Below are 23,769 nucleotides of genomic sequence, written 5' to 3'. Positions count from 1 at the left end.
GTGGGGAGGTTTTCTTTATGATTAAATAATAACAATATTATTAGCTAAAAAGTTCATCATAACTAAATTGCCCTGTAATATTAATGACTAAATTAGGTGTGTGTAGATTTTCTGTAGTCATGACTTTTATAATTGTTTTATTATTATCATAATCCAGCATTAATTCATTTTTATTACCAGTAAAGGATTGTACTTGTTTTGTTTGGATATTTTGCTCATCTTTTTCTGATTTAAATGATAAAGTATCTTCTTCTTTATTAAAATCAAAAATAATATTATTACTATTCATATTTTCAGATAAATTAAAAATAAAGTTATCTTTTCCTTGGCTACCAGAGATAATATTATTTCCATTATTTATAATAAAAGTATCAGTACCATAACCACCATAGAGAACATTATTTCCTTCATCCACGATTAATGTATCATCACCTGAGCCTGCATATAATAAATCATTGCCACTACCGCTAAAAAGCGTATCATTACCACCATCTCCGAAAAGAATATCATCACCATCATCACCATAAAGGAAATCATGACCAGAACCACCATATAAAATATCATTGCCTTCACGACCTAATAATGTATCGTTTCCTTTTTTACCCCATAAACAATTATCGGCACTATTCCCTGTAATATGATCATCTTTTAGTCCACCTTTAGCATTTTCAATAATAGCATCATATGCAATAGAAATATTACACTGTAATCCACCAACATCAGAAAAAGCACCTTCATTTAAATTAATTTTTTGATTTACATTATATTGTGAAAAATCTAAAGTATCATTACCACCAGCATCCCAAATACAGCTAACTAAAACATCATCAGCCGTATGTAAACTATAATGCTCTCTTTCTGTATTAGAATTAAATCCATAAATTGTATCACCAACACGAGTGGTCATATTTTTCCCATACAATTTCTGGATAACAAAGGTATCCAATATTAATGGATTCATCGGGTAATAACTGCCAAAATCGGCATCTTCTTTTTTCGGTTTTCTATATGCCATAACAGAATGTTTTAGGCTATTTTCTTCAATATCAGGTGACTCTGAATTACTAATGAAAGTATGAGGCAGGCCCAGAGAATGTCCTATTTCATGTATAATCGTCTTTCTTATTCCAGAGCCAATACTCAACGTTTTCTCTTGATTATTTATATGTGCATTACCGTTATTATTTTCATATAATAAAAACCAATCGTCCATTTCTTCAAAATAAGTTTTAATACCATCAGCATTTTTCTTAAATAATTCTAGCTTATTTTTCTCTTCCTCTGTATGTGGTATTTTATTTATAGCATCTATAATTTTCGTTTCAGAAATATTAATCCACACCTGTCCTTCTTGACTGTAATCTTTAAGTTTAGTTATTTTTTTATTTAGCTTTAAATCTTCATTTAAATATAAAGCCACGCCTCGTGTAGCATAGTCATAACATTCTGCAATTTCATTTATATTATTATAAACACCAAGTTTAATGTGTGTGTCATGCTGATTATCTTTTTCTATAAATTGAATATTTGTAATATCACTATATTGCTGCAATGTTTTTCTTATTGCATCTTCTTGTGACTTATTCATGGTTGTTAACGTTTTATACTCATCACCTCTTAATTGACTCCAGTTAGGGAAACTAAATGTGAGTTTAGTAATGACATTACTATCACCTATATTATTATCTTTGAACATAGGCATAGCGTTTTTCATTATATTAACAACAGTATCAAATCCTACGGTCTTTTTTTTATCATTTATATTCATAATATAATAACCTTCTTTAATAATTAACTGAAAGTCTTATTTTACAAATTAAAATAAAATAATATTTTAAAAAAAATACAAATATAAGAAGATGGATTTATTAGCAAAATAAATAATATTAACTGCGAACTATAGTAAGTTAGGGTAATTTCTTACCCTAATTGTGTTTGTACCCACACTTGCACTTGCTTACGGGAAATTTTAATTCCGCCATTTTTAAGGCTTTCAGGGAGTTGTAAACAAGCAACGGGTCGTTGAAATCCCGCTAATCGAGAGTGATACCACTGTGGTAATTGGTTGATTATTTCAATACTAGCATCGACAACAGCAACAGGGCGTTGCCCAAATTCAGCATCATCAATAGGGACAACAAAAGACTGGCTAACATTGGGATGTGTATTAAGAATTTTTTCTATATCTTCTGGTTGAATACCTTCACCAGCACTGAAAAAAAGATTGTCTAAACGCCCTAAAACACACCATTCATCGGCGATAAAACCGCCTTTATCTCGTGTTGAATACCAACCATCTACTGTCAGTGATAACGGTTTTAATTTACCATCAAACCAATAACCTAAAGCAATGCTGTCAGATAATATTTGGAGCTCATCATCAACTAACCTAACGTCTTTTCCTTTTAGTGGAAGCCCTACACCAGCTTTACCATCAGCGCGTTTTGCACAAACAGTAGAGGCCATTTCTGTCATACCATAACCACACCAACACTGTATTCCACGATGCTCTGCTTCTTGTGCTAACTCAATGGGGATCATCGCTCCTCCTAATAAAACAGACTTTAAGGTAGTAGACTGTTGATTATCTTGTTGAGCGCTATTTTGTAAGAAACGCCAAAGTTGTGTAGGGACTAAAGAAGCATGAGTGCAACCTTGTAACGCTTTATCAAAAGGATGCATATCACGTACCACTAACATTGCCCCACGTAACAACCAACGCCAAAAAATACCTTGCCCAGATACATGAAATAGAGGTAAAGAGAGCAACCAGCTATCATTTTTTTCAAAAGGCATTAATGATAGAACACCTTCAGCACTGCAAAGATGTGCATCAAACGTATGTACTGCTGCTTTAGGTAAACCAGATGAGCCAGAGGTCAAGATCAGTGTCGCCATACGAGAAGGCACCCATGATACCCCCTCAATTTCATTTTTATGCTGGCGTGATCTGCTATCAAACTTAACACCATTAATATCAAGCAAGGTAGCCTGTAGATCCTGTATTGATTCACTCAAATCAGCATAAAAATCAATGTTTAAATGGGGCAACAAATCATCCAATAAAGATTTAGGGAGTTGTGGATTTAGAGGTAAAACTTTCGCACCACATTGAAAAATAGCGAGTAATATAAAAACAAGATTGATATGATTTTTTCCACGTAACAACACGGTGCTTTGGGTATTAACACCCTGCTTTGCAAAATGGTTCGCTAACTGATTAATATGACAACTTAATTGTTGCCATGTAATAGGCGAATTACCTGAAATGATGGCCGTCTCATTTGGGCTACATTTCGCCCAGTAATGCCACGGCCATTGTTTAAATTGAACTACTGTTGCCATACAGTCTCTAGCTGTTCAAGAGAGATAAGCGGAATATCCACATCTGGCCAAGGACGAATAAGCTGTTGCTTAATTAAATCAACGGTATCAAGTCCTGGAATACTATTAGGTGTTAGCCATTGTGCAATTCTTGCTAATTGAGTAAGCCCAAAACTACTTTCAATGCTTGAACTAATAATAGCATCAAGCCCTAAAGCATGTGCTTGCTCAACTAAAGAGCGACAACGTTCAAGGCTTCCCACCAGTGTGGGTTTTATCACAATGGTAGTGACACCTGGTTGTGGTTTTATTTCAAACCCGTCATCTCGTACTGTTTCATCCCAAGCAATATTAATGCCTGTTGCTTGAGAAAAAGCCAGCGACTCTTCTGGTGTTTTGCAAGGCTCTTCTAAGAATGCAATGCGATCACGCCATGTAGGATTGACATACTTCGCAAATCCTTCTGCTTTGACTGGTGTCCAGCTTCTGTTCGCATCTAATCTTAATTTTAAGTCTGGAATGGCTTCTAATAGCAGGTTAACAACTATTCCATCACGTACCGCTTCATATAATCCCACCTTGATTTTAGCGACTTTTTCACCTTCCATATCATTAAGGCTTAAAATCAAATCATCAGGATCGCCATTACATAAAGGTGCCACGCGATAGTTTGCCTCTAGTGGCAATGTGCCTTCAAGCTCGGCTAATGCGCAACTTAGACCAAAAGCCACGCTTGGCAATTCACTGTGCTCTGGATTTTCCCCCGTACACCACGCTGTTAACCAAGATTGTGTAGCTTCTTGTGCTTGTTCTAAAGTTTCACGGCTAAACTCAGGAAGAGGTGAAATTTCACCCCATCCTTGTTTGCCATTTTGCTCTAAACAGACAAGAAAACCATCACGCGTTTTTAGCCTTTGATAGCGCAGAACAACGCCTGCATCTACAGGTAGGCTGAATGAATAGAGTTTGGCGTTTCTCATTATGGGTTACGTTTAAATCGAGAGAAATCAGGTTGACGTTTTTCGTTAAAGGCGTTGCGACCTTCTTGACCTTCATCCGTCATATAGAACAGCATAGTTGCATTACCTGCTAATTCTTGCAGACCTGCTTGACCATCACAATCCGCATTTAATGCTGCTTTCAAGCAACGTAATGCCATTGGGCTGTTTTCCAGCATTTCACGACACCAACGAACGGTTTCTTTTTCAAGAGAGGCATAAGGAACTACGGTATTAACCAAACCCATCTCTAATGCTTCTTTTGCATCATATTGGCGGCATAAGAACCAAATTTCACGTGCTTTCTTTTGACCAACAATACGGGCCATATAAGAAGCCCCCCAACCACCATCAAAAGAACCTACTTTAGGGCCAGTTTGACCAAAAATAGCGTTTTCTGCCGCGATAGTTAAGTCACACATCATATGAAGTACATGACCACCACCAATAGAATAACCTGCGACCATTGCCACAACAGGTTTCGGGCAAGTACGGATTTGACGTTGGAAATCCAATACGTTCAGGTGATGCGTACCGCTATCATCACGGTATCCGCCGTAGTCCCCACGAATTTTTTGGTCACCGCCTGCACAAAATGCTTTTTCACCGGCCCCCGTTAAAATGATAGTCCCAATTGTATCGTCGTAACGTGCATCAGCTAATGCTTGGATCATCTCTTTCACTGTCAAAGGACGGAAAGCATTACGCACTTGCGGGCGGTTTATCGTAATTTTTGCAATACCATCGACTGATTTGTGGTAGAGAATATCTTCAAAACCTTCAGAACAATCCAGCCATTCAATCGGTGCATATAACTTTTCTTCGCTCGGGTAAAGCATAATTAGGTTCCTTTAACCAAAGAGGGATAAAACATGATTTATCACCGCAGCATAAGCTACAGGCTGAGCCTGATGAGCATTATGACCAGCTTGCGGGATAGTCGTTAATGGTAGCGAATATTGTTGCGCTATCGCTTGAAATTTTTTATCTTTCTCGCCACAAAGCCAAATAAACGGCAAGGTGAGTTGCTGTAATTCAGAGACTAACCAAGGCTGGTGACCTAAAGAGAGCGTCTCTAAACTTTCCGCAATACAAAAACCCGCATTATGGCGACGTTTTTCCACTAATAATTGTCGTCTTTCATCACTTAAATCAGCAAATACAGGTTGTTGGTACCATTGTGTTAATACATCACTAATAGGTTCATCACGAAAACGCTCGGCCCAACGTTTATCATGAGCAATCCGATTTTGTCTTTCTGTTGCATCATATAAACCTGGATTACCCCCTTCAACAATCAGCCCCATAAGCCCTGAAGTATCACCAAAACAGGCGTGATACATTGCAATCCTACCGCCTAAAGAATAACCAATTAACCAATAGTGATTAATACCTTGTGCTTTAAGTGTTTCTGTCAATAATTCACTGGCGTCAACAAAGTTTCTCGCACCAATAGAGGCAGAATCACCATGGCGAGGTAAATCTATTACTAATGATGGATATTCATGGCAAGCCTGAATTACAGGTTCCCATTCACAACCTTCACCTAATAGTCCATGTAGCCAAACTAACCAAGGCCCTTCATTATGGGTATTATATCGCTGACATGCTAAAGTCATGAGATGTTACCTGTTTTACAAGCTGATTTAATGTTTTTGCGCCATCAGTATCATCAACAATTAATTCAATTAATGTGGTTGTTGGTGCCCCTGCCCAACATTCTTGAACAGTGGTTAACAGTGCCTCCCAACTTGTTGGTGATACATAATGCAAGCCAAACATTGCAGCTGCATGTTTGAAATTTAATGAGTGAGGCATACAGTAAAAGCGTTCTCGCTCTGCCTCTGGCGTGGGCAACATTGAAAATATTTGTCCGCCATTATTATTCACTACAATAACCACATTAGGGGCATAAACTTGTTGATGCAACGCTAAGCTATTCAGATCATACAGTGCCGATAAATCACCTAAAATGGTTAATGTTGGCTTTTTTGTTGCGCGGTGAACGCCAGCAGACGTTGAAATCAAACCATCAATGCCACTCGCACCTCGATTACTCATCACAGGATAGCCTTGCGGTAATCGAGCAAATGCATCAATTAATCTGACTATCAGACTATTGCCAACAAATAACTGCCCATCACTAGGAAGTAATTTATCTAATTGATGAGCGACCTGTGCTTCACCAAAATAATTCGTTATTTTACTTACCTTTTGATAGGTTTGTGTAGCGATATGCATTAATGCGTTAGCCCAAGGTGAATTGTCAACAGCCGGATGTGCGACTAACCATTGCATGGGTGATAACGTAAATTTTTCCCCTGTATGATGGCCGGGATCTAATCGCCCTGGAATAGGGTCAACAATCCAATAAGCGTTGGGAGAACATCCCACTTGCCATTGTAATAAACGTTTACCGGTTAAACTTGAACCAAATTGAATTACGATTTCAGCGTTATTCAGTTCTGATTTTGCTTGTGGATTATTCAACCATAAATCGACACAAGGTAACGGTTGTCCTGTTTGTGATAATACATCACCTAATAAAGGCCAGCCTAATTGTGATGCCCATTTTGCGACTTCAATTCCTTCTTCAGGGCTAATACGTCCTGCGATCACAACACCTTTTTTCTGACGTAACTCATTCCATTGAGGATGTGTTGAAGCCACGTTAAACCGCGTTTCTTGTAACCACGGTTTATCAGTTTGCCACCAATCCCCTAAAGCCTCAGTCCATGGCGTTGATGTCTCAATATCATCACCATATAAAGGTTCAGCAAAAGGACAATTGACGTGTAATGCGCCATGAACCAATATATTCATCGCATTATCAAGTGTAGACACTAACCAGCTTGCAGAAATATCTGTTGTCGGTCGAGGCAAAGAGAGCGTTTGTGAAGGGTGCGTTGCAAAAATCCCTTGCTGACGGATAGCTTGATTTGCACCGCAATCAATTAATTCAGGTGGTCGGTCTGCGGTTAAAAAGATAACACGCTCCCCCGTTAATCCTGCTTCAATTAAGGCTGGATATAAATTAGCGACAGCAGTACCCGATGTCACAATCACAGCAACCGGATCTTTCGTTGCTTTTGCTAGCCCCAAGGCTAAATGCCCAAGCCCACGTTCATCAAAATGCGTATGACATATTAATTTTTGATTAGCTGCAGCGGCGAGTGTTAAAGGAGTCGAACGTGATCCGGGTGCAATACAGATATGGCGTAAACCATGACGAGTCAAAGCTTCGAGTATAACTTTAGCCCATTGGCGATTAAACGAACTATTAGACATTGATCATCCCAACAACGAAAACCTGCAATGACTATTATAATATCTGTTCCTAAATACTTTTCCTTAGCCTAGTTCAATGAACAGAAGTTTTCGTTAAATAAATCGTTAAAAAAACACTCAAAAAGTGCATTATTTAGGCGAATTATCCGCCTTATTATCAAAGCGCTCTTTTTTATCGTTAAGAATAAGAATAAATAACGCTACAGAGTTAAAGAATAGCATCAATTAGTTAACAACTAGCAGAAGTTATTTGCAGAGTAGCACTAAATAACTGGCTTTAAAAAACGACTCATCAAAGATGATGATAATTACTGATGCTATTTATTCAAACTGAGATTTTCTGTAAAAAATTAACTTTCTTTTTCTAACAATGTTCGTAAACCTGCAGCTTTATTTTCAATTTCCGTCCACTCTTGTTGTGGATCAGAGCCTGCCACAACTCCCGCACCAGCATACAAAGTCAAGGTATCATCATGCAATTCACCGCAACGTAAGCTTACTGCAAATTCTGCATGAGGAAGCGATAAATACCCCGCAGAACCCGCATACCAACGGCGCTCAAAGGGCTCATGTTGACGAATAAAAGCACGAGCCACACTACGAGGTAACCCACATACCGCAGCGGTTGGCTGTAATCGTTTTAAACAATCAATATCATCTGAATAGATTAATTTGCCATGAATATAACGACGAAGATGTTGTACTTTACGTAAGCGAATAACATCTGCTGGCGAGACATCAATACCCTCAACACCACCTTGTAAGCGTTGACAAATATCATCAACCACAACCAGATTTTCATGCTGATTTTTTTTGTCATTCATCAACCACTCAGCAAACTCCGTTGCTTGTTGCTCATTATCCGAACTGGCTACCGTTCCAGCCAACGCTTCGGTATACAACATCAACTCATCACGCTTATATAATCTTTCGGGGGTTGAGCCCATAAAGGCATCTGAAGGTGAAAACGCCAGCATATAGTGATAACAATGATGATTGACATCACGACTTGCTTTCATAAATTGAATGGCTTTAAGCGGGTTATCTAATGTTAAGCATGTCGCCCTTGCTGGCACCACTTTTTCAAATAAACCTTGGCTAATTTCATCCAATGCAATATTAAGATAATGAGTCCACTGCTCTTGCGTTAAAGAGTGATTAACTTGCGTCACAGAAACAGAGAGAGGTTCAATATCTTGTGATTGATTTAATGTTTGCAAAAAATCTAAGGAGTCTTTTTTATCTGTCTCACCGAGTAGATTTAAATGAATAGAAAGTTGTTGCTGGTGGCGCCTAATTTCAATTCGAGGTAAAAAAAGGTAAGCATCATCCCCGTTTATTTCATCTATGCGACCAGGAATAATGGTATCCCACGCATTTAAGCCCCAAATACGCACATCATCAATATTTATATCCGACTGATGGGTAACTAAAAATTGGCGAGCGTCTTGAATATGATTGAAACAACATAATTGTCCACACGCCGCCACTTCTTCATGCTCATCACGGTGTTGCCAATAAAATTGCGGATAATATACCTGAGCGGCAAGCCATGAGAGCAATGAAAACGAAACCTCTGATGGCAAGGTGACTTTCAAATGTAAAAGATTACCTTGTGCTGTCAGATCTATTTTTTTAACTTTTTCGTACAGTGTCGAAAACACAGGATTAACCTTTTCCACTCCAAATACCCACAACTAATTAAAAGGGAGATTATACGTCTCTATACGAATTATCAAAGGGCTGATTAATTATAACCTTTGTCATTTATCAAAGTTTTGTATTTTTCATGTTACAAAGTAGAAGCGTTAATCTGTAAATCCTAAATAGTAAACAATTCATTCTAAGATAAAGCTGTATAGATAAAAAATCATTATACATAAGAGAGGTTATATGGATACAACCACCTATGAACATGTAGATAAAATTATCGAAGCGCCCGATATTCCTAAAGTTGCACTCGGTTTAATACTAGGAATAGATATCGAAAATGGTCGATTACCTGGGATTGTTACTTCTCATGATTTGATTAAGATAAAATCTTATATTAACAAAGCACTTTCACTTCCTTACAAATTAGAAGATGTTGTCAATTTTATTGGTTACAATGAAATAAGCATACAACAACTCTCCTCTGATAATATTCTGTCTCTTTTTGTTCGAATACGAGAACATGCCTTTGAATGGAATAAAATTGAATATGCAATAAAACAACAAGCTATTGATTTAGAAATTATCGGTAGAGAAATAACGTTCACTGGCGAAAATATCATTTCATTCATTAGTCAAATGCCATTATTAGTTAAAATTTCGACTATTATAAATGATCTTTCTGATCAAGAATTAGCAGGAATTAAATATACTGATCAAGATAAAAAGATTTCGACTCAGCTTATTCATATATTAGAAAGCATGAAAGAAGATATCGAAATTGAACGAGATAAAACGCTTAAGATAAAAAATAGTTTATCTACTTTTAGAAGTAAAATAATGGGAGGGAAAGACAGTAGTAATATACAACATCACTCTATATATCATGAAGTACTTAATAAAAAGAGACTTATTAATGAATTCTACAATAGTAATAATATCTCTCTTACTGATGAGAGAGACTTATTGATTGAAGATATTAAGATATTAAAAGAGGAATATAGAAATTATGTTGGCCTTGCTTTTACAGGGCTTGCGGCCGGTATTATTGGCGTTATTATTACAGGGGGGATTTTTGGTGCTAAAGCTGAAAAAATACGTAAAAAGAGAAATGAATCAATAGAAAAAGTAAAAAGTCTTAATAAGGAGATAGATATTTATACTAACCTATCCCTTCATTTAAACTCCCTTTATATTGAATTAGACGAAATTGAACAGCTTATAGAAGATACGAATATAGCACTTGAACATATTGAATATGTATGGCAAGCCATAATTACAGAAATAGATGCATCAATAAGTAACTTTAATAAAATAAACAATGCGTTAGAGCTTATTAAATTTAGTATTTATTTAGAAAAAATCATTTCACCTTGGTATATGGTTATTGGATATTCAAAAGAAATTTTTACTTCGTTTGATAATGCGCTCTCTTCTTTTTATTCATCAAATTAACAAAAGGAAATTGTTATGAATAATAGTGAAAAACAGATAACACCTGAAATACTATTTGAACATACAAAATTATTTCATGCTTATCGAAATATTCTTTACTTAAGTAACAATAAATGTTACATGAATAACGACTTTAATAATGAATTAACTTTATTTTTAGAAAGAAACAATAAAAACATAGAGAACATTATCTATTTCTCACTTGTTTTAAAAAACAGGCTAAGACAGAAATTACTTAATGATACATTTAAAATAATTAACGAAATTGAGAATGAAATAAAAAAAGACTCACTCGATATCGGTTTAAAAATAAAATTAGAAGAGGAAAAAAAAGAGATATTAGATATCTTTCTAAATGAAGTTGATGAAACAAAAAAAATCATTGATAAACATTATTTATTTCTATTATCAGAGATTAATCAACTCAAAACACAGTTTGTTAATGATAGAGTGATGCCTTTTATTATTGAAAAAGAAAATCTTGTCAGTACATTAACTACTCATATTTCAACATTAGAGTATGAAGCTGAAAAAACAAAACAAGAGCTCAATATCATACGAAAAAGTGAAGATATTTTAAACAAACAGAGCTTTTTCGATCTTTTTAAGGGTTCTATTCCTTTAAAATCAGAAATTGAAGCACTTAACATTGAAAATCAAGAAAAAAGTATTTTATCTTCATTAATAGAAATACTTAATAAGTTATTTTCCACATTAAATCATGGCTTTTCATACACTAAAGTTGTTGAAACTCGCCATCAACTCACTGCGCTCTGTCTTTCACAAATAAAGCAACTTAATCAATTAAAAAATAAGAAACAAAATACATTATTTACATTAAAGCATTACTATAAATTAACCGATATAGATCCTTTTTTAAGGATATTTATTGAACAGTTAGAATTGTTAAATAAATATTGGGAAATGATCAACTCGCAACTTACAAAATTAAAAAGTAATATATTATTAACAGAAAAAATTCTTACCCCTATTTTTCCATTCCTAGATGATTTTACTTTATATTATGGCAATAAAGGTCAAATCAAAAACACTGAAATTTAATCCATAAAAAACGGCTCTATAAAAAGAGCCGTTTTATTATTTGAATTTTCTATAATTACGATTAATTTACGACGGGCGCAATAATCGCAAAATTTGTCAATTCAATAAGCGGTTGTGGCCATACACCTAATGCGACAACAACAATTGCACAGATTAATGCAACAAATGTCGCCATATTTTGTGATGTTGTGGCAATTGCAGGCGTATTGTCATTGTCTGGTTTACGTAAGAAGACAATAGTAGCGGCACGCAAATAGTAGAATAACCCGATCGCACTACCTAACACGACCATACCTGTTAACCACCATAAGCTTGAGTTAATACCTGCAATAATCACATACAGTTTACCAATGAAACCTAAAGTAATTGGTACACCTGCCAGTGATAACATCATCAGTGACATAACCACAGCAACCGCAGGACGGCGCCAGAATAATCCACGGTAATCTTCTAATGAATCCATCTCACGCTCGCGGTACGGACTTGAAGCTACCGCAATGGCTCCAAATGCCCCTAAACTTGCAAATAAGTAACCGGCTAAATAAATCTCAGCCGTTTCTTGAGCTAAGATAGGGCTATATTGCAATACAATTAATGCCACTAGCAAATAACCGAGATGGGATACAGAAGAGTAGCCTAGTAAACGTTTCACACTTTTTTGCGTTAACGCCATAATATTACCAAACAAGATAGAGGCAATCGCCATGAAACCTAAGATCATACGCAAGGTTTCACTATCCGCCGCTGGCGCTTCTAGGAATAAACGCATCACAACTGCAAAAATACCAATTTTACTTGCAGTGGCTAAGAATGCCCCTGTTGGTGCTGGTGCACCTTGATAAACATCAGGTGTCCATAACTGGAATGGGAATAAAGATAATTTAAACCCAATTCCCACCAACATCATGCCTAAGCCTGCAAGCACTAATGGTTTATGGATATTGCTATCACTTAAGCTTTGTCCCATAGCAGTAAAGGAGAGGTTTCCTGCTTCTGCATAGAGAAGAGCCATACCAAACAGTAAGAAGGAAGATGCTGCCGCTGAAAGCAGCATGTATTTGATACCCGCTTCCAGTGATGGACGTTGTTGGAACGCATAACCGATAAGACCAAATAGTGGCAATGTCAGTAATTCGATACCAATAAACATCGATGCGAAATGGTGAGCTGAAGAGAGTAAAATCCCTCCGATTACGGCAATCGCAATCAGCAAATAAAATTCTTCTTTGTTATCTTGATAACCTTCTAACCAAGGATAAGCAAAAGCGATAGTTCCAAGACCAGAAAGAATAACAAGTGCAGTAAAGAAGCTAGAGTATCCATCAACATGGTAAAGCGTGGTCACATCCACTACACCTAATGCATTAACGTAATAGAGTGATCCCAGCGCAATGATGAAACCCGTTGCTGTCAAAGTGGCAATGGTGAAATGATCGCGTCGCCACGCAATGGACAGCATTACAACCACCACCGTCAATCCGACGATTAATAGCGGTAGCATTGCGATCAATTGTTCAAGAGTTATTGTCATGGCGAATTACGGCCTTACTGTTGAAATAGAAGCGGAATACCAAGTCTGGAGATTTTCCATCGCTGATGCTGAGGTGTCTAACACTGGTTGTGGGAAGAAGCCTAAAATAACCAGTAAAACCACCAACGTGATCAGAATAAAGAATTCTCTCAGATCCAACCCTTTATAGGTTCTTTCAGCTGTTTTCGGTGAACCGTAGTAAGCCTGTTGCATCATCCACAACGCGTAAACAGATGCGAAGACTAAACCAAAGACCGAAATAATGGTGATCAGCTTAAAGTTGCCATAAGTACCAAACAGGATCATAAACTCGCCGACGAAATTACCTGTTCCTGGCATCCCTAAAGAAGCTACCGCAAAGAACAGTGAAAACGCAGGTAAGAAACGAATGCTTTTCCACAATCCACCCATTTGATTCATATCACGCGTACCTAAGCGTTCATACAGCATGCCACACATGATAAATAGACCTGCAGCTGACAAACCGTTAGTGATCATCTGAATGATGGCACCTTGATAAGCCAATACAGAGCCAGCATAAATCGCAATCACGATAAAGCCCATGTGAGAAATACTACTGTAAGCCGCAAGACGTTTAATATCTGTCTGACGAAATGCTAACAGTGCAGCATAAAATACGGTAATTAAACCTAACCACATTGCCACAGGAGCAAGCAACGCTGATGCTTCTGGGAATAATGGCAAATTAAAACGCAATAAACCGTAAGCCGCTGTTTTTAGCAAAATACCGGATAAGTCAACAGAGCCTGCTGTTGGTGCTTCTGCATGTGCATCTGCTAACCAACCATGAACAGGGACGATTGGCATTTTTACCGCAAATGCAGCAAAGAAACCTAACATCAAAATAAATTGCAGTTCAGCACCTAATACTGTGTGTGCTTGCAATAAGGTGTCATAGCTAAACGTCCAAATACCTGTTTTGCTATAGAAAGCGACCGCTAAACCGATAATGGCCAGCAACATTAACAGGCCACTTGCCTGTGTATAAATAAAGAATTTTGTTGCTGCACTAACATGTGCTTTATCGCTACTTCCTTTGTGTCCCCATAAAGAAATCAGGAAATACATTGGGATCAACATCATTTCCCAAAAGAAGAAGAATAAGAACAAGTCCGTCGCTAAAAATACCCCCATTACACCCGCTAAGATCCACAGCAGGTTAAAATGGAAAGCACCTTGTGATGGCTGGTTTTCACCCCACGAAGAGAGCACCGCTAAAATACCTAAAATCGCGGTTAAAACAGTCATCAGCAATGACATACCATCAAGTGCAAATTGAATGTTGATCCCTAACGCAGGGATCCACGGTACAAAGTAATACTCTGTCCAGCGTGGTGCTCCATCGGCACTAAGTAGTTGATAATCGCCCTGCAACCATAGTTGCACAGAAATAACGAGTGTTAATCCCATCGTCAGCAACGCAACCCAGCGAGGAACTTGCGAGCCGATTCGTTCAGCCTGCCAACTTAGCAGGCCACCGATGAAGGGAATAAGTATTAGCCAGGGTAATAACATGGCGCAATGTGTCCCTTAATTAAACCAGAAGCAGCAGAGCGATAACCAGCACTGCACCTAAACCGAGAGAAGCCGCATACCAACGAGCTAATCCATTTTCACTGAAACTTAATCCTTTATTGGTACCTTTAAGCAGATAACCGAACAGATTAAAGAATTGGTTAACAGGATCATTTTGGATAAGCCACGCTGCCCCTTTATAAGGTTTGACAAACAGCACTTCATACAGTGCATCGAATCCCCAAGCATGGAACCACCATGTTGAGAAGAAACGACCTGTACGAGTATTGGCAACCTTAGAAACACATTGACGCTGTTTCAGGTATAACCATGCTGCAATGGCAACGCCTACAATCGCTACCACACCAGAAAGTATTTCTAACACATACTTACCATCATGCGATGCGTTTCCTTCAGGGAAAACAGCACCTAACGGTTGAGTAATTAACGCACCGATAAACGTTGATAACAGTGCTAATACTGCTAATGGGAAAGTATGTGTAAAACCTTTCACTTGGTGTGCTTCGGTTTTGGTTTCACCATGGAATACGATGAAAATCAAACGGAAGGTATAAAGTGACGTAAATAATGCGCCAACTAGCCCCGCTAGCATTAAGTTAAAATGCCCGTTTGAGTACGCACCCCATAAGATTTCATCTTTACTGAAGAACCCTGCTGTTAACAATGGTAATGCGGCTAATGCGCCACCACCAATTAAGAAACAAGCATAAACAAATGGGATCTTCTTACGTAACCCGCCCATCTTAAAGATATTCTGTTCATGGTGGCAGGCGATAATCACAGAGCCTGCTGATAAGAACAGTAATGCTTTAAAGAAAGCGTGAGTCATTAAGTGGAAAATTGCCGCATCCCAAGCTTGGGCGCCTAAAGCCAAGAACATATAACCAATTTGGCTCATGGTTGAATAGGCAAGAATACGTTTGATATCTGTTTGTACTAACGCAGCAAAACCCGCTAAAACTAATGTGATTGCACCGATAATACCAACTAATTCCAGCACATCTGGAGCCATTAAGAATAGCGCATTGCTACGTGCCACTAAGTACACACCCGCTGTAACCATGGTTGCAGCGTGAATTAATGCAGATACCGGTGTTGGGCCTGCCATAGCATCCGCTAACCAAGTTTGTAATGGAAGCTGTGCAGATTTACCTACGGCACCGCCTAATACCATTAACATTGCCCAGTTAATGACACTTGAGCCTACTGCTAATTGTTCAGGAGCAAGCACTGCCATTTCACGGAAGCTCAATGTCCCTAATTGGTCAAACAGGATAAACATACCAATCGCTAAGAATACATCACCGATACGCGTTACAATAAACGCTTTCATCGCCGCTGCGCCATTAGCAGGATTGCTATAATAGAAACCAATTAACAGGTAGCTACATAGACCAACCCCTTCCCACCCCATATACATCAACATCATGTTATCAGCCAGTACTAAAACAACCATACTTGCGATAAATAAGTTGGTATAAGCAAAGAAACGAGAATAGCCTTCTTCGCCACGCATATACCACGATGCATACATATGAATAAGGAAGCCAACACCGGTAATAACACCCAGCATGGTTAATGAAAGGCCGTCAAGAACCAGCGTGAACGGAATATTAAAATTCCCTGCTGACATCCAGTTCCATAAAGTCAGAACAGAAGTTTCTTGCCCATTGGCAAAAAAATCCATCCCCACCCAAAGTGTCACTAACGCCGATAAACCAACCGAGCCAGTACCAATCCATGCAGATACGTTTTCAGACCAACGACCACGTGAGAAAGCAAGCAGTAAAAATCCCAGCAGTGGTAGCAGAATGGTTAAATAGAGTATATTCATCCGCGCATCTCACTAACTGTATCAATATTGATGTTTTGGCGATGTCTATGAAGCTGTAACAACAATGCCAAACCAATACTTGCCTCTGCCGCTGCCAAGCTGATTGCCAGAATATACATTATCTGACCATCTGTTTGACCCCAAAAGCTACCCCCGACAACAAACGCCAGTGCAGCTGCATTAATCATAATTTCTAGTCCGATCAACATAAACAACAGGTTGCGGCGAAGTACTAAGCAGGTAAAACCTAACACAAACAGTACCGCAGCCAAGATCAAACCATGTTGAAGAGGTATCATTTTTGCTCCCCTGCGTTTTCGTTTTCAACGAGATCGTCATGGCTCTGATCACGACCAATGTGATAAGCAACAATCAATCCAGACAATAAGAGAACAGATGCTAACTCAACAGCCAGAATATACGGCCCAAATAAGCTAATACCGACCTCTTTCGCGCCAATCACTTCTCCAGCAATTTCGCCGTGAGTGACACTACTAATGGCATAAATTAACACCGCTAATAGCGCCAAAGATAAAAGTGCAGGTCCAATCCAAAATTTCGGTTGTAGCCACTTTCTCTCTTGATCAACGACAGATTTACCTAAGTTGAGCATCATTACCACGAAAACGAACAACACCATAATGGCGCCAGCGTAAACAATGATTTCTAATGCTCCTGCAAAATAGGCACCTAACGAGAAGAAAACCACAGAGAGTGCAATCAAGGAAATCACCAAGTACAACAGTGCGTGTACTGGATTGGTATGAGTGATAACTCTCAATGTTGCAAGGATGGCAATCAGCCCCGCGATGTAAAATGCAAATTCCATGAATATCGCTCCTTACGGTAACAGGCTTTTGACATCGATAGGTTTAGCTTCATCATCTGCTTCACCTTTGTCTTTGCCATTAATCGCCATACCTGTTTTACGGTAAAAGTTATATTCAGGATATTTGCCGGGTCCAGAAATCAACAGATCGTCTTTTTCATAAACCAGATCCTGACGTTTAAACTCACCCATTTCGAAATCCGGCGTTAATTGCAACGCCGTTGTTGGGCAAGCTTCTTCACATAAACCGCAGAAAATACAGCGAGAAAAGTTGATACGGAAAAATTCCGGATACCAACGACCATCTTCATGTTCTGCTTTCTGTAATGAAATACAGCCAACTGGACAGACTGCTGCACACAAGTTACAAGCAACACAGCGCTCTTCACCATCGGGATCACGCGTCAATACAATACGTCCACGATAGCGTGGTGCAACATTGACAGGTTCTTCCGGGTACATCTGTGTTTCACGTTTGGCGAAAGCGTGTAAGCCAATCATCCAAATGCTTCGTACCTGGGTGCCGAAACCAGTCAATAACTCTTTTAAAGTCATGGTTCAATCACCCCTTATTGAGCGTTGTAAAGTATCACTGCAGCAGTTACCAGCAGATTGATAAGCGTTAACGGTAAGCAAATTTTCCAACCAAAAGACATCACTTGGTCGTAACGCGGACGCGGTAACGAAGCACGAATAAGAATAAACATCATCATGAAGAATCCTGTTTTCAGTGCAAACCAAATGAATGACGGTAAGAAAGGACCTTGCCAACCACCAAAGAATAACGTCACGATAAGACCTGATACCGCAACGATCCCGATATATTCACCGACAAAGAACAAACCGAATTTCATACCGGAATATTCAATGTGATAACCATCCGCAAGCTCTTGCTCTGCTTCTGGTTGGTCAAATGGATGACGGTGACAAACAGCAACACCGGCAATCGCAAACGTAATAAAACCAAAGAATTGTGGAATAACATTCCACATATTCGCTTGTGAATTCACAATATCTGTCAAGTTAAAAGAACCTGCTTGAGCAACAACCCCTAAGATTGAGAGTCCTAAGAACACCTCATAACTTACGGTTTGTGCTGACGCACGCATTGCACCTAACAATGAATATTTATTATTACTTGACCAACCTGCAAATAACACGGCATAAACCGCGATACCCGCAACCATCAAGAAGAATAAAATACCAATGTTTAAGTCAGCAACAACCCATGTTGAACTAACCGGTACAATGGCAAATGACAGCAATAAAGATGAAAACGCAATTACTGGTGCTATGGTGAAGATAAAGCGGTCAGCAAATTTTGGGATCCAGTCCTCTTTAAAGAACATTTTGATCATATCCGCGATTAGCTGTGCTGAACCTGCATAACCTACACGGTTAGGCCCATAACGATTTTGGAATAACCCCAGTAATCGGCGTTCCCCCATACTCATAAAAGCACCACAGGTGACCACGACAAGCAAGATCACCACGGCTTTTAGAACAGTGAGTAAAATCTCTGTAACTTCAGGAGATAACCAGCTCATTATGCAATACCCCGCAGTTGACGAACCGATACACCCACCAGCGATGGAGAAATACCTGCCATACCTAACGGCAAGCCGATTTGACCTTGAGTCAGGTGAGCACTAATTTTCACAGGTAAGGTGAATTCACGACCTTCATAAGTAAACATCGCTTGCTGACCTTGAGTTAACGCTAATGCTTGTGCATCAGATTCGCTCAATGTCAAATAAGCGGTTTCCATACGAGATTGGATAACTTCCGCGCGTTGCGATAACTCTTCACTCCCAAATAAACGGTAGTAAGGTGCGACAATCCATTGATTTTTCTGGGCATTAAATGGCGCAGGAATATCTGTGAAGTAGTCAAGTGTATTATCACCACTTTCGATTAAGCGTACACCCGGATCGCCAAAGCGTAAGCTCCCACCCACTTCTGCTTGGAATTTGTTCCATGCTTGAGGTGAGTTCCAACCCGGAGCCCATGCAAATGGAATTTGTTGGCGAGGTGCTGTTGGGCTGTTATTACCTTCCATTGAGAATGCAAATGGCGTATCGATATCTTTTGGTTGGCGTTGTTCATGAACAGATACATTTGCCAACATGGAAGTACGACCACTGTAACGATGTGGCTCACGCGCTAGTTTTTGACCACGTATACGGAATGACGCATTCGGGGCTGCATCAACAATGCCTGCAAACTGAGGAAGACTTGTTGCACAATGCTCAATCACATCGTCTAACTGAGTCCAATCTAACGTTCTTTCATGCCATTGTGAATCAACTGCACTTAACCAACGCCAACTTTCATGCATCACCACTTCTTTGTTATAGAAAGAAGGTTCGAAAACTTGGAAGTAACGTTGTGCTCTACCCTCTTGACTCACCATTGTTCCGTCGCTTTCAGCAAACGAAGATGCAGGAAGAACCAGATGTGCTTTCGCCATAATTTCTGTTTGCTGGTGGTCAATAACAATTAAGTTATCAACTTTCGCAATCGCATCATCAATCATGTTGGCATCGTAATGGCGATATAAGTCATTTTCCATAACAACAACGGTGTCAGCTTGACCACTGCGCATAATTTTTAAAGCATTATCAATAGGTTGCGCATTAATCATAGCAAGCCCCATGCTGTTTGCATCATCAGCAACAAACGAAAGCCCTACTTCATTACCTTTTGCTTTTAATGCAAACGCAATGTTGGCAGCAGCTTTAATAACGTCTTCGCTACCTGCATGACTACCACTGATAATTAGTGGTTTTTTCGCTTGAGAAAGTGCTTGAACAACCATCTCGATATGTTTATTCAGCGCTTCATCAATGCCATCAACCGCAGGTGCTTCACCATTAATGTTATTGGCAATTGCAAAACCTAAGCGTGCTTGATCAACAACCGGGGCGCGATAACTCCACGCAGCAACATCATCAAGACGAGTTTCATCAACATGAGTCACAAACAGAGGATATTTCGCACGTTGCCCGATATTCATAATCGCAGCAATTTGCCAGTCAGCAACTTTTTGAGCGGCAGCCATTTCGCGTGCTTTACCTTTCACTGCTTGGCGTACAGACAATGCCATACGAGCACCGGTTTGCGTTAAATCTTCACCTAACACTAAAACCGCATCGTAATCTTCAATTTCACGCAGAGATGGCGTATGAACACCACCTTTCTGTAAAATCTCTAGCATTAATGTCAAACGTTTCTGCTCTGATGCAGAAATACCGCTATAGAAGTTTTCAGCCCCCACAACTTCACGTAATGCAAAGTTACTTTCGATACTTGCACGTGGTGAGCCAATGCCGATAATACGCTGGCTTTTCTTCAGCATATCCGCGGCAGCTTGAGTTGCTTGTACAGCATTGATCTCTAACCAGTTACTTCCTAAACGTTTTTTAGGTTGGCGAGGTCGACTTGCTAAATTCACATAACCATAGCCAAAACGACCACGGTCACAGAGGAAATAGCGGTTCACTGTCCCGTTATAACGGTTTTCAATACGACGTAGTTCGCCATAACGCTCACCTGGGCTTGTATTACAGCCCATGCTACAGCCTTGGCAAATACTTGGTGCAAACTGCATATCCCACTTACGGTTATAACGCGATGAGTGAGTTTTATCAGTAAATACACCTGTCGGACAAATTTCAACTAAGTTACCCGAAAATTCGCTCTCTAATGTGCCATCTTCAACACGACCAAAGAAAACGTTGTTATGCGCACCAAAAACACCTAAATCAGTACCATCAGCATAGTCTTTGTAATAACGAACACAGCGATAACAAGCAATACAACGGTTCATTTCATGAGAAATAAACGGTCCCAGATCTTGGTTTCTATGTGTACGCTTTGTAAAGCGATAGCGACGCATAGTGTGACCTGTCATTACCGTCATATCTTGAAGGTGGCAGTTGCCTCCTTCTTCACAAACTGGACAGTCATGAGGATGGTTTGTCATATACCATTCAACAACGCTTTCACGGAATTTCTTCGCTTCTTCGTCATCAATAGAAATAAACGTGCCATCAGTCGCGGGTGTCATACAAGACATCACTAAACGACCGCGGGTATCCTCAGCATTTTGATACTGCTTAACCGCACACTGGCGGCAAGCGCCAACGCTTCCCAGCGCTGGGTGCCAGCAAAAATAAGGAATATCTAAGCCTAAATTAAGACAGGCTTCTAACAGGTTATCAGCCCCGTTAACTTCATATTCTTTGCCGTCTACATGAATCGTAGCCATAGTCAGCATGCTTCCCAAAGGCCTGCACAGCAGGCGTTAAACCTAGAATGTGTCGTGAAAAATTACCAGCGGCTTTTCAGCAAGTTAGGCTGAATACCTCTGATCAAGTTGGCATTGGTATAATCTTCTTGAATAATGCCCGCTTCAAATTCTTCACGGAAATATTTAATGGCGCTTTGTAAAGGTTCTACTGCACCCGGTGCGTGAGCACAGAATGTGTGTCCTGGACTTAAAGAACGACATAAATGCTCAAGGGTTTCAATATCACCAGGACGACCTTTACCGTTTTCTATCGCACGTAAGATTTCGACACTCCATGGCAAGCCATCACGACAAGGTGTACACCAGCCACAAGATTCGCGCGCAAAGAATTCTTCTAAGTTGCGCGTTAATGAAACCATATTAATTTCATTATCTACCGCCATCGCAAGCGCTGTGCCTAAACGGCTACCTGCTTTGGCAATCGTGCCAAAATCCATTGGGAGGTCGAGGTGATCTTCAGTGAGAAAGTCAGTACCTGCCCCCCCTGGTTGCCATGCTTTCAATTTAAGGCCATCACGCATACCGCCTGCGTAATCTTCAAGGATCTCACGCGCTGTTGTACCAAAGGGTAATTCCCATAAGCCCGGAAATTTCACGCGACCTGAGAATCCCATTAATTTAGTCCCCGCATCTGGGCTTTTGCCTTCACTTAAGCCGATATACCAATCTTTACCGTGTTCAATAATCGCAGGCACGTTACACAGTGTTTCGACGTTATTGACACAAGTTGGTTTACCCCATGCGCCTGATGTTGCGGGGAATGGAGGTTTAGATCGCGGGTTCGCACGACGACCTTCTAATGAGTTGATTAAGGCTGTTTCCTCACCACAGATGTAACGACCTGCGCCTGTATGAACAAACAATTCAAAATCAATACCTGAACCAAAGATGTTTTTACCAAGAAAGCCTGCTGCTTTTGCTTCCTCGATTGCGTGACGTAAATGCTTAGCGGCTTCAACATATTCACCTCGAAGGAAAATATAACCACGATAAGCTTTTAGTGCGTGAGCACCGATAATCATCCCTTCAATTAACAGATGAGGAAGTTCTTCCATTAAGAGACGGTCTTTATATGTTCCCGGCTCCATTTCATCTGCGTTACAAAGGATGTAACGGATATTCATGCTTTCATCTTTTGGCATCAGGCTCCATTTCAAGCCTGTTGAGAATCCAGCACCACCACGACCTTTTAGACCAGCATCTTTAACTTCAGTGGTCACTTCCGTCGGTGACATACCTTTTAATGCTTTTTCTGCCGCTTTATAACCGTTTTTAGCACGGTATTCATCCAACCATACAGGCTGACGATCATCGCGTAAGCGCCACGTTAGCGGGTGCGTTTCTGCGCTACGAATAATCGGTTTTGCTCCCGAAATTGCTGTCATGGATACTGCTCCAGTAACGTTTCAATCTCTTCAGGTTTAACAAAGCTGTGAGTATCGTCATCTACCATCATAGTAGGACCTTTATCACAATTACCTAAACAGCAGGTTGGCAGTAATGTAAAGCGACCATCTGGTGTTGTTTGACCTGGAATGATATTAAGATGCTTTTCAATTGCTGCTTGAATGCCTTGATAACCTGTAATATGACAAACCACGCTGTCACAAAAACGAATAATGTGACGACCAACGGGTTGACGGAAAATTTGGCTATAGAACGTAGCAACGCCTTCAACATCGCTAGCAGGGATCCCAAGAACATCCGCAATCGCATAAATTGCGCCATCTTCGACCCATCCACGGTTCTTTTGCACAATTTTCAGTGCTTCAATAGACGCGGCTCGCGGATCTTCGTAGTGATGTTTTTCTTGTTCAATTTCAGCGCGTTCTTCTTCAGTTAATACAAACGTCGCTTTCTTTGAGTGCGTGACATCAACAATTTCAATCTGCACAGCATCATCTTTTTGGTTTAATTCATTTTGCATGA

The 23,769-nt window shown here is 39.6% G+C and carries 19 protein-coding genes; 2 read left to right on the top strand and 17 right to left on the bottom strand.

Going from position 1 to position 23,769, the window contains the following annotated elements; all coding sequences use genetic code 11:
* Positions 1-40: 40 nt before the first annotated feature.
* From GWJ05_RS11920 to menF, 7 genes are all read right to left on the bottom strand, one after another.
* Positions 41-1,768, bottom strand: a complete 1,728-nt coding sequence (locus tag GWJ05_RS11920; RefSeq protein WP_161681423.1) for a M10 family metallopeptidase C-terminal domain-containing protein — start codon at positions 1,766-1,768, stop codon at positions 41-43.
* A 152-nt stretch (positions 1,769-1,920) separates the two neighbouring features.
* Positions 1,921-3,345 carry an o-succinylbenzoate--CoA ligase gene (menE, locus tag GWJ05_RS11915; protein WP_036935600.1) on the bottom strand — a complete coding sequence of 475 codons (1,425 nt, stop codon included), beginning with the start codon at positions 3,343-3,345 and terminating at the stop codon, positions 1,921-1,923.
* The gene (gene menC, locus GWJ05_RS11910; protein WP_103004574.1) at positions 3,333-4,304 is read right to left on the bottom strand and encodes an o-succinylbenzoate synthase; all 972 of its coding nucleotides are present in this window, start codon (positions 4,302-4,304) and stop codon (positions 3,333-3,335) included. The genes menE and menC overlap by 13 nt, the downstream gene beginning before the upstream one ends.
* Positions 4,304-5,161: a 1,4-dihydroxy-2-naphthoyl-CoA synthase gene (gene menB / locus GWJ05_RS11905; protein ID WP_036935597.1), complete on the bottom strand. Its 858-nt coding sequence runs from the start codon at positions 5,159-5,161 to the stop codon at positions 4,304-4,306. Before menB ends, menC begins: the two co-directional genes overlap by 1 nt.
* Before the next feature lie 12 nt (positions 5,162-5,173).
* Positions 5,174-5,941, bottom strand: a complete 768-nt coding sequence (gene menH, locus GWJ05_RS11900) for a 2-succinyl-6-hydroxy-2,4-cyclohexadiene-1-carboxylate synthase (protein WP_036935595.1) — start codon at positions 5,939-5,941, stop codon at positions 5,174-5,176.
* On the bottom strand, positions 5,916-7,610 hold the full coding sequence (gene menD / locus GWJ05_RS11895; RefSeq protein ID WP_161681422.1) for a 2-succinyl-5-enolpyruvyl-6-hydroxy-3-cyclohexene-1-carboxylic-acid synthase: 1,695 nt from the start codon (positions 7,608-7,610) through the stop codon (positions 5,916-5,918). The genes menH and menD overlap by 26 nt, the downstream gene beginning before the upstream one ends.
* A gap of 350 nt (positions 7,611-7,960) precedes the next feature.
* Positions 7,961-9,292: an isochorismate synthase MenF gene (gene menF, locus GWJ05_RS11890; RefSeq protein WP_036935591.1), complete on the bottom strand. Its 1,332-nt coding sequence runs from the start codon at positions 9,290-9,292 to the stop codon at positions 7,961-7,963.
* Between the two features lie 211 nt (positions 9,293-9,503).
* On the opposite strand from menF, the gene GWJ05_RS11885 reads away from it, so the two are divergent.
* Entirely contained in the window at positions 9,504-10,715 is a 1,212-nt protein-coding gene (locus GWJ05_RS11885) for an alpha-xenorhabdolysin family binary toxin subunit A (protein WP_036935589.1), read from the top strand.
* Between the two features lie 15 nt (positions 10,716-10,730).
* Positions 10,731-11,777, top strand: a complete 1,047-nt coding sequence (locus GWJ05_RS11880) for an alpha-xenorhabdolysin family binary toxin subunit B (RefSeq protein WP_036935587.1) — start codon at positions 10,731-10,733, stop codon at positions 11,775-11,777.
* Positions 11,778-11,838: 61 nt separating this feature from the next.
* Here the strand turns inward: GWJ05_RS11880 and nuoN are convergent, their stop codons facing one another.
* Genes nuoN through nuoE form a run of 10 tightly spaced genes read right to left on the bottom strand, consistent with a single transcriptional unit; the run spans position 11,839 to position 23,767 of the window.
* A complete protein-coding gene (gene nuoN, locus GWJ05_RS11875) occupies positions 11,839-13,308 on the bottom strand; it encodes an NADH-quinone oxidoreductase subunit NuoN (RefSeq protein ID WP_161681421.1) in 1,470 nt (489 codons plus the stop codon).
* 6 nt (positions 13,309-13,314) lie between these two features.
* On the bottom strand, positions 13,315-14,844 hold the full coding sequence (gene nuoM, locus GWJ05_RS11870; protein WP_036935582.1) for an NADH-quinone oxidoreductase subunit M: 1,530 nt from the start codon (positions 14,842-14,844) through the stop codon (positions 13,315-13,317).
* 19 nt (positions 14,845-14,863) lie between these two features.
* Positions 14,864-16,699 carry an NADH-quinone oxidoreductase subunit L gene (gene nuoL, locus GWJ05_RS11865; RefSeq protein ID WP_036935580.1) on the bottom strand — a complete coding sequence of 612 codons (1,836 nt, stop codon included), beginning with the start codon at positions 16,697-16,699 and terminating at the stop codon, positions 14,864-14,866.
* Positions 16,696-16,998, bottom strand: coding sequence for an NADH-quinone oxidoreductase subunit NuoK (gene nuoK, locus GWJ05_RS11860; RefSeq protein WP_023581731.1), 303 nt, complete (start codon positions 16,996-16,998; stop codon positions 16,696-16,698). Before nuoK ends, nuoL begins: the two co-directional genes overlap by 4 nt.
* Complete coding sequence (gene nuoJ, locus GWJ05_RS11855) at positions 16,995-17,528, bottom strand: NADH-quinone oxidoreductase subunit J (RefSeq protein ID WP_036935578.1); 534 nt, start codon at positions 17,526-17,528, stop codon at positions 16,995-16,997. The genes nuoK and nuoJ overlap by 4 nt, the downstream gene beginning before the upstream one ends.
* A 12-nt stretch (positions 17,529-17,540) precedes the next feature.
* The gene (gene nuoI / locus GWJ05_RS11850) at positions 17,541-18,083 is read right to left on the bottom strand and encodes an NADH-quinone oxidoreductase subunit NuoI (protein ID WP_036935576.1); all 543 of its coding nucleotides are present in this window, start codon (positions 18,081-18,083) and stop codon (positions 17,541-17,543) included.
* 14 nt (positions 18,084-18,097) lie between these two features.
* Positions 18,098-19,075, bottom strand: coding sequence for an NADH-quinone oxidoreductase subunit NuoH (gene nuoH / locus GWJ05_RS11845; RefSeq protein WP_006533300.1), 978 nt, complete (start codon positions 19,073-19,075; stop codon positions 18,098-18,100).
* Positions 19,075-21,807, bottom strand: a complete 2,733-nt coding sequence (gene nuoG, locus GWJ05_RS11840) for an NADH-quinone oxidoreductase subunit NuoG (RefSeq protein ID WP_115370756.1) — start codon at positions 21,805-21,807, stop codon at positions 19,075-19,077. Before nuoG ends, nuoH begins: the two co-directional genes overlap by 1 nt.
* Before the next feature lie 53 nt (positions 21,808-21,860).
* A complete protein-coding gene (gene nuoF / locus GWJ05_RS11835) occupies positions 21,861-23,225 on the bottom strand; it encodes an NADH-quinone oxidoreductase subunit NuoF (RefSeq protein ID WP_036935572.1) in 1,365 nt (454 codons plus the stop codon).
* On the bottom strand, positions 23,222-23,767 hold the full coding sequence (gene nuoE / locus GWJ05_RS11830) for an NADH-quinone oxidoreductase subunit NuoE (protein ID WP_006533305.1): 546 nt from the start codon (positions 23,765-23,767) through the stop codon (positions 23,222-23,224). Before nuoE ends, nuoF begins: the two co-directional genes overlap by 4 nt.
* Positions 23,768-23,769: the final 2 nt, after the last annotated feature.

The sequence above is a fragment of the Proteus sp. G2626 genome (genome assembly GCF_009915985.1).
GTDB classification, from domain to species: domain Bacteria; phylum Pseudomonadota; class Gammaproteobacteria; order Enterobacterales; family Enterobacteriaceae; genus Proteus; species Proteus vulgaris.
Note: the sequence above shows the minus strand (reverse complement) of the source record. Positions and strands in the feature narration are given on the sequence as shown.

Excerpts from the sequence above, each read along its gene's own strand:
- menC (WP_103004574.1), bottom strand. The coding sequence starts at position 4,304 with ATGAGAAACGCCAAACTCTATTCATTCAGCCTACCTGTAGATGCAGGC.
- menD (WP_161681422.1), bottom strand. The coding sequence starts at position 7,610 with ATGTCTAATAGTTCGTTTAATCGCCAATGGGCTAAAGTTATACTCGAA.
- GWJ05_RS11885 (WP_036935589.1), top strand. The coding sequence starts at position 9,504 with ATGGATACAACCACCTATGAACATGTAGATAAAATTATCGAAGCGCCC.
- nuoJ (WP_036935578.1), bottom strand. The coding sequence starts at position 17,528 with ATGGAATTTGCATTTTACATCGCGGGGCTGATTGCCATCCTTGCAACA.
- nuoN (WP_161681421.1), bottom strand. The coding sequence starts at position 13,308 with ATGACAATAACTCTTGAACAATTGATCGCAATGCTACCGCTATTAATC.
- GWJ05_RS11920 (WP_161681423.1), bottom strand. The coding sequence starts at position 1,768 with ATGAATATAAATGATAAAAAAAAGACCGTAGGATTTGATACTGTTGTT.
- menH (WP_036935595.1), bottom strand. The coding sequence starts at position 5,941 with ATGACTTTAGCATGTCAGCGATATAATACCCATAATGAAGGGCCTTGG.
- nuoE (WP_006533305.1), bottom strand. The coding sequence starts at position 23,767 with ATGCAAAATGAATTAAACCAAAAAGATGATGCTGTGCAGATTGAAATT.
- nuoH (WP_006533300.1), bottom strand. The coding sequence starts at position 19,075 with ATGAGCTGGTTATCTCCTGAAGTTACAGAGATTTTACTCACTGTTCTA.
- nuoL (WP_036935580.1), bottom strand. The coding sequence starts at position 16,699 with ATGAATATACTCTATTTAACCATTCTGCTACCACTGCTGGGATTTTTA.
- menB (WP_036935597.1), bottom strand. The coding sequence starts at position 5,161 with ATGCTTTACCCGAGCGAAGAAAAGTTATATGCACCGATTGAATGGCTG.
- nuoF (WP_036935572.1), bottom strand. The coding sequence starts at position 23,225 with ATGACAGCAATTTCGGGAGCAAAACCGATTATTCGTAGCGCAGAAACG.
- nuoM (WP_036935582.1), bottom strand. The coding sequence starts at position 14,844 with ATGTTATTACCCTGGCTAATACTTATTCCCTTCATCGGTGGCCTGCTA.
- nuoG (WP_115370756.1), bottom strand. The coding sequence starts at position 21,807 with ATGCTGACTATGGCTACGATTCATGTAGACGGCAAAGAATATGAAGTT.
- nuoI (WP_036935576.1), bottom strand. The coding sequence starts at position 18,083 with ATGACTTTAAAAGAGTTATTGACTGGTTTCGGCACCCAGGTACGAAGC.
- menE (WP_036935600.1), bottom strand. The coding sequence starts at position 3,345 with ATGGCAACAGTAGTTCAATTTAAACAATGGCCGTGGCATTACTGGGCG.
- nuoK (WP_023581731.1), bottom strand. The coding sequence starts at position 16,998 with ATGATACCTCTTCAACATGGTTTGATCTTGGCTGCGGTACTGTTTGTG.
- GWJ05_RS11880 (WP_036935587.1), top strand. The coding sequence starts at position 10,731 with ATGAATAATAGTGAAAAACAGATAACACCTGAAATACTATTTGAACAT.